The 5949-nt window shown below is 38.8% G+C and carries 4 protein-coding genes and 3 pseudogenes; 3 read left to right on the top strand and 4 right to left on the bottom strand.

The window, feature by feature from the left end; translation table 11 throughout:
• Positions 1-366: 366 nt before the first annotated feature.
• The 3 genes and pseudogenes from QUB12_RS36395 to QUB12_RS36385 form a co-directional block, all read right to left on the bottom strand.
• Positions 367-561, bottom strand: a pseudogene (locus tag QUB12_RS36395) (ISL3 family transposase); the annotation flags it as partial.
• A gap of 278 nt (positions 562-839) precedes the next feature.
• The gene (locus QUB12_RS36390; protein WP_333148258.1) at positions 840-1913 is read right to left on the bottom strand and encodes a hypothetical protein; all 1074 of its coding nucleotides are present in this window, start codon (positions 1911-1913) and stop codon (positions 840-842) included.
• A 163-nt stretch (positions 1914-2076) separates the two neighbouring features.
• Positions 2077-2526, bottom strand: a complete 450-nt coding sequence (locus QUB12_RS36385) for a hypothetical protein (protein ID WP_333148260.1) — start codon at positions 2524-2526, stop codon at positions 2077-2079.
• Between the two features lie 94 nt (positions 2527-2620).
• Between QUB12_RS36385 and QUB12_RS36380 the strand changes: the two are divergent.
• The 3 genes and pseudogenes from QUB12_RS36380 (at position 2621) to QUB12_RS36370 (ending at position 5210) form a co-directional block, all read left to right on the top strand.
• Positions 2621-3640, top strand: a pseudogene (locus tag QUB12_RS36380) (IS630 family transposase).
• A 264-nt stretch (positions 3641-3904) separates the two neighbouring features.
• The gene (locus QUB12_RS36375) at positions 3905-4480 is read left to right on the top strand and encodes a hypothetical protein (protein WP_333310948.1); all 576 of its coding nucleotides are present in this window, start codon (positions 3905-3907) and stop codon (positions 4478-4480) included.
• 91 nt (positions 4481-4571) lie between these two features.
• Positions 4572-5210 (top strand): hypothetical protein, encoded by a 639-nt coding sequence (locus QUB12_RS36370; protein ID WP_445300699.1) that lies wholly within the window; start codon positions 4572-4574, stop codon positions 5208-5210.
• 77 nt (positions 5211-5287) lie between these two features.
• On the opposite strand, the pseudogene QUB12_RS37740 reads toward QUB12_RS36370, so the two are convergent.
• Positions 5288-5850, bottom strand: a pseudogene (locus tag QUB12_RS37740) (IS1634 family transposase); the annotation flags it as partial.
• Positions 5851-5949 lie beyond the last annotated feature (99 nt).

Genomic DNA, 5949 nt, shown 5'->3' with positions numbered 1-5949 from the left:
ATCCTCAACTCGGTTGTTAAATCCCCATGTGGCGAAGATATTTGGCGGGTCACTGCCTGAGAAAATAGATCGATGCCGTTCAGCAATATACAAACAAAAGCTTCTCTGATGTAGGAGCTTTTGTTTTAGGTTTTAAAGAACTTAGACGGGCTCATTTGTGACAAGTTAAGAAAAAGTGCAAATTGTCAAGGGGTAGACAAAAAAAGGTAAAATAGGACGAAACCTTTACGGGGCAAGCAGTTCAGCCATAATTGAACCAGTTATGAGTAGCCAAAAACGAATCAACCGAGATCATGCAAAGAAAAAAAAGGTTCTTCGGTTCTTCCTTACAAGGTTCTTCGGTTCTTCCTTACTTGGTATGCCAAACTAACAATTAAAATGACAATTAAGCAAACATCTATTTTTGTAGTTTTCAAAATTCCTAAAGCCATATGCAGAACGTTTTATTAACTTAAGCTTGTTGTTAATACCTTCAACAATACCAATTGTTGTCCTATTATCAAAGTAAGCAATTATCTCGTCCAACCAATTAGTAATAGTCTTCACAGTATCTGGAAAATATTGTTGATCTCTTTTCGTAACTGCTCAATAAGTGCTGATAACCCACATTCCGCAGATGTGATTATCGTATCCGCTCAATAAATCGGGGTAATAGCAAAAAAAGAAGGTTCACAATCTAGGCACAGCATGGTAGAATATGACGTATTATTAATCATAAAATCAAGGATGTCATAACTTTTTTTAGCTACTAAAGTCACAATTAACCGTGGGTTTATACGACACTTACTAAAGGAATCAAGTGCCAAGAATTCAGAGCCTTTATATTTTTTTGAATTTGTTCAATCAGACCAGGACACACCCAAAGAATAAACTGAAGATTGTTGACGAATAATCATCCCCAAAGATGGAATATTTCCCAGGTGAGAAATACGGTCGTTCATATATTCAAAAAAGCTAATTCCTAATTTGCGGGTAGTGGCAACCAGAGACATGAAAATGTCCATCGCCTTCGTTCCTTCACAAGTTTGGGTTGCATAACTAATATTTCGTCGCTGCACGATTGTTCTAGCAGCTAGTTCAGCCGGGTTATTATGTAAAGGTAATTCCGGATGCTCCAAAACTAAAAGCAACTCAGATATTTTACTCAAAGTTAATTTTTTTCGTTCATCTAATTGTTCATAACCAGAGGAACTGCCGAAAATTTCCCAAAATTTTGATTTGAGCCTGAGCTTCTCTAACCCAGATGGAGAGTTTTTATAAGCTAATAATTCTCGGTAGTAATCCCAAAAATCATCAAGAAACTTGTCTAAACTTTTTTGATGACAAGTTACAAATGGACTTAACTTTTTATAATGTCTTGCTTCAGGCACCCAACATAAAGATAAATCATCTGTGAGTAATTTAAACTGGGGTGCATCATCAGTCACCAGAGTTTTTATTATCGGAATCTGGGATTGCTGAGCATAAAAAGCAATCGCTGCTGCCTCTAAAATCCTGGTACGATGTTGAGAGCCTACAGCACCCATATTTTTATTCAGCAAGGAGTTAAACTCATCACCCTTCAACGGAATTTCTCTTAGCAATCCTTTAATTTGATGGCTCCACTTCTGGGGTACATTGAACTTATCTAATAGCTGGTAAGTAAGTGGAGATATAATAAACTCAAGTTCTGGGTTGTTCTGTAATACTCCAAGTACGCTTAATCGGTTTTTTCTTAAAGTTGTAGAATAAACTGTATATAATGGGTTGCAAATTATATTTGTAGTGTGATTTACTCCTTTAACACGCGCACTTGTTTGGTCTAAGTGTTGCCAAGGACTACTTGCTAATCCGGATTCATACACTTCGTTAAATTCTGATTCAAACTTTGATGAATTTTTCACCACTAGATTTGATAAATAACCCGCTGACATCGAAATCCCAATATTGCTTAAAAAATCTAATAGCTTTCCGCATCGTCATGTTTCCCCCGTAATACAAGCTCATAACTAAGGATTTTACTCCCGGACCAAACTCTCCATCATATCCGGATGGTAAGGGTGAAACGTATGTTTTCTTTTCTGAAGGTGAGTAATACTACTGTTTCCGGAATAACACGTTATCTGTTTTCAGTAAAATGTCTTGAACTATTACCTCTTCATAACCCTTAAATTCTGCATCGAATGGCAGTTCTGCTTCAGGATACTCCAGGATTTTTGAGCGGTCAACTTTGACGATCGCATTTTTACTGCTTTTAATGTGCTTTTTTGGTGCTTTTCGCTCTTTTTCGGATGAGTAGTTCTCTTTTAACTTTTTCGCTCCATTAGCTTTGACCTCTGGTTTGCCTTGTTCTCCTTTGAGGCGATTGTTTTCGGATTTTAATCTTTGATTTTCTGACCGTAATTCTCTGGTTTCTGCTTGTAATTGCTCTACAAGGTTTAGCAATATGGACACAGTACGACGCAATGATTCGTCAGCAATCTCAGATGGCTCAATGCTTTGCAGTAAGGTCTCTACTAATTTTTGAGGAGATGATTCTTGCGTCATGAATCATATTCTACTATGCTGTGCCTAGATTGTGAAACTTCTTTTTTGCTGTTACCCCGATTTATTGAGCGGATACTATTTAGAGACGTTTTATATGTTTTTAATGCGAGATATTAATCCACTTTCCTTGAAATTTCTAAACCGAATTTATCGCGAAAGCAGACATCATCAAGTGCGCCTAGCAAGCACATTTTTTAATCTTAGTTTCACAAGGTGTCAAAAATGAAAACTTGATGAAAATTTTTCAAGTTAGTTATAAGACTATGTATAAGTTATAAGACTATGTATAACTGGTTGAATCGATGGGAATATGAGGGAATGGTCGGATTATATAATAAACCAGGTAGAGGCAGAAAAGAAACATTTAATTCCGCACAATCAGCTCAAATTAGAGACTGGGTAAAATTGCAACCAAAACAATTAAAGCAAGTAGTGCAAAATATTAAACAAGAATGGAATATTAATATCAGTACGGAAACTATTAAGAGAATAATTAAAAAACTTTGTATGAGTTGGCATAGGATGCGTCGAGGTGTTGGTGGCAAGCCAGACCCCATAGAATACAAGGAAAAAAAAGAAAACTTGTCAGAATTAAAACAACTAGAAGATGAGGGAAAAATTGATTTATACTATTTAGATGAATCCGGATTTTGTGGCATCCCTTGTGTCCCTTATGGATGGCAAGATATTGGTGAATATTTGTCAATTGAGAGTCGTAGAACTAAGCGTTTAAATGTCTGGGGAATCATGAATCGGCAAAACACTTTTCATGCTTATGTTTCAGAGCAGACTATTAATTCGCTCTGTAATCATAGCCTGCATAGATACTTTCTTTGCTGTGGTGGAGCGGCCAACAGTTATTGTAGTAGATCAAGCTTCTATTCATACTAGCCATGCCATTTTTGAGAAAATTGAAGAATGGAAAAAACGCGGTTTAACTATATTTGAATTGCCGACTTATTCACCTAAATTGAATTTAATTGAGATTTTGTGGCGGTTTATCCAATATGAATGGCTCGAAATAGATGCGTACTCTAGCTGGCAAGCTCTTGTTTCATCTGTCGAAAAAATCCTTAAAGAATTTGGAGATAATTATGTAATTAATTTTGCTTAACTACTTAATTCTAGTTGTGCCTGAACTTTAAATATTAGCTTAGAGCTAGAAAGGTCAGAACTGGTCGAATTAGCATCGGATTTTGCTGTGGATTGTCTGCTACAGATTTGGGTTAAATTATGATATTTTAGTTCTGTAGATAAACGACCTGCTGCTGACAACTGGAGTTTAGACTAAAAAAGAGAGAAGGGTGGCAAAAGCAGGACTTGAGCCACCGCGCCGGGAGAGAATGAGGGTGAAAAATAAAACCTATTGACTCCCTCAATGAACAGTGAACGATTAAAGGACTTTCGTCAAGCAGCATACGAATTATTGGTGCGAGCGAAAGATGCCACATTCGAGCTGATGGATGCAGTGATGACCACCAGGAATGCGTCTTGTTTGGCAGAATTTTCACTCAGCCCGCTATTCAATCGACAATGGTCAAGTATCTATGAAGCCTTACAAGACTGTAGACCTGACCGAAAAAAAGTGATGGAGTTGTATCGAGAGCAATTAGAACAGCAAGTACCCGCAACAGAACATATATTAGTGGCGATTGATCGTACTGTATGGGGGAGACCAGACGCTAAAACCTTAAAAGACAGAACCCATGAATATCAGGGGGGCGTAATTATCGGACAGGGCTACAGTACAATTGCCTGGATACCTGAAGCTCATGGAAGTTGGGCCTTACCCCTACTCCATGAACGAATTAGTAGTGGGTCTTCGCCCATACTTCAAGCAGCTTCCCAACTCAAACTTGTCTGTCAACAGAGCGTCAACAAGCGTATTAGCAGTCTTAGATCGAGAATATGGCAATGCAACTTGGGTATTAGCCCAAGCAGATATTCAAGCTGATTGCTTAATGAGAGTCCGAAAGAATGCCTGTTTGTGGTCGGCACCACCAGCCTATAGTGGTCGCGGTAGACCACGGAAACACGGGTTCAAAATGAGACTCAATGACCCAACCACATGGCTCGAAACGGATACTGTGATTGAAATTGATGAACATCCACAGTTGGGACAAGTCCGAGTCAGTCAATGGCTTGACTTACATTTTTATCGTGCGCCGGGACATCCTGTTAATTTAATCCTCGCCCTTAAGAATGAATCCCATGTCAAGCGGTCAGCCGTTTCCACCCTTGTGGTTGGTTTGGGTGGGAGAACGAACTCTACCCAAGCGAAACTGTTTGGTTTAAGTATTTACGACGTTTTGGAGTGGATCATTGGTAACGGGAAAGCTAAGCAACGATTACATTGGACATTGCCTAACTTGAGAACTCCCGAACAATCTGAGCGTTGGAGTGATTTAATGCCATTGATGAGTTGGCAACTCTGGCTGGCTAGGGATTTAGTTCTCGAACATCGACTGCCTTGGCAGTCTGCTAGGATCGATTTAACTCCTGGACGTGTTGCCCAATCAATGTTATCGGTTTTAGTTGACATTGGTACTCCTACGAAACCACCTAAACATAGGGGAAAATCTCCTGGCTGGGAAACAGGAAAGGTACGGACTAAGGCACCGCGATATCCCACTGTCAAGAAACGGGTTTCTCGACGCAAAAAGTCTTCAAGATTAGTTGTTTAATCTCCTCAATGCGTGAGTTTTTGAGCAATAACTTGCCTTCTGTTGAAAGGCAGCTACTTTTAGATGCGATCGTTTTTTAGTCTAAACTCCAGTGACAAGGCATCGGTGTCACAAGCAAATTCAATATTTGATAACTCTCGCAACTTTTTCTGACCCTCAATTTCAGCTTTTTTGAGTTGTTTTTCTAATTTACGTTGGTCGGCATCACGACGCAAACTGCTCTCTACTACGAACCATCTTTGTGTAATTCCACCATAATTACTTTTGTGTTCTGACCAACGATATCCCGTTATTGAACTTTCATTTAATTCTGATTCCTGCAAGCTGAGACACCAGTTGCTGCGCTTGTTTCAGGCTTAGTGGTACACGAGTTAACCATCTTAAATTGGTTAACATTTCTAAATTTGGAGCGGTATATAATGCACTGTCAGCTACCATTAAAGTGTCGAGATTTAATTTTTTTTAAAAGTCTTGACAGATTGAGGCGAATATGGAATTATCTGATTCGTTTCCTGAAGCTACTCGTAAAAATAGTGGCACATCTCCATCTCCACTACAAATTAGGTCTAAAATAAATTGTTTTAAGTCGGGACGATGGTCACTCTTTGTAGCCGTAGGTAATTTGAATTGGTATTGGGGATGTTTGATGGTTGATTGATGAATTATCTAGGGCTTGCTGAATAAGTTAGAAAAAATCGCGATCGCGTAGCTAACCGCAGACATCGCACTTGATGGGCAA

Origin of the sequence: Microcoleus sp. B7-D4 (assembly GCF_036705125.1) — a bacterium.
Classification (GTDB): domain Bacteria; phylum Cyanobacteriota; class Cyanobacteriia; order Cyanobacteriales; family Microcoleaceae; genus Microcoleus.
Note: the sequence above shows the minus strand (reverse complement) of the source record. Positions and strands in the feature narration are given on the sequence as shown.

What these genes read in the sequence shown, in the direction of transcription:
- QUB12_RS36385 (WP_333148260.1), bottom strand. Translation starts at nt 2,526, where the DNA reads ATGACGCAAGAATCATCTCCTCAAAAATTAGTAGAGACCTTACTGCAA.
- QUB12_RS36390 (WP_333148258.1), bottom strand. Translation starts at nt 1,913, where the DNA reads ATGTCAGCGGGTTATTTATCAAATCTAGTGGTGAAAAATTCATCAAAG.
- QUB12_RS36370 (WP_445300699.1), top strand. Translation starts at nt 4,572, where the DNA reads ATGAGACTCAATGACCCAACCACATGGCTCGAAACGGATACTGTGATT.
- QUB12_RS36375 (WP_333310948.1), top strand. Translation starts at nt 3,905, where the DNA reads ATGAACAGTGAACGATTAAAGGACTTTCGTCAAGCAGCATACGAATTA.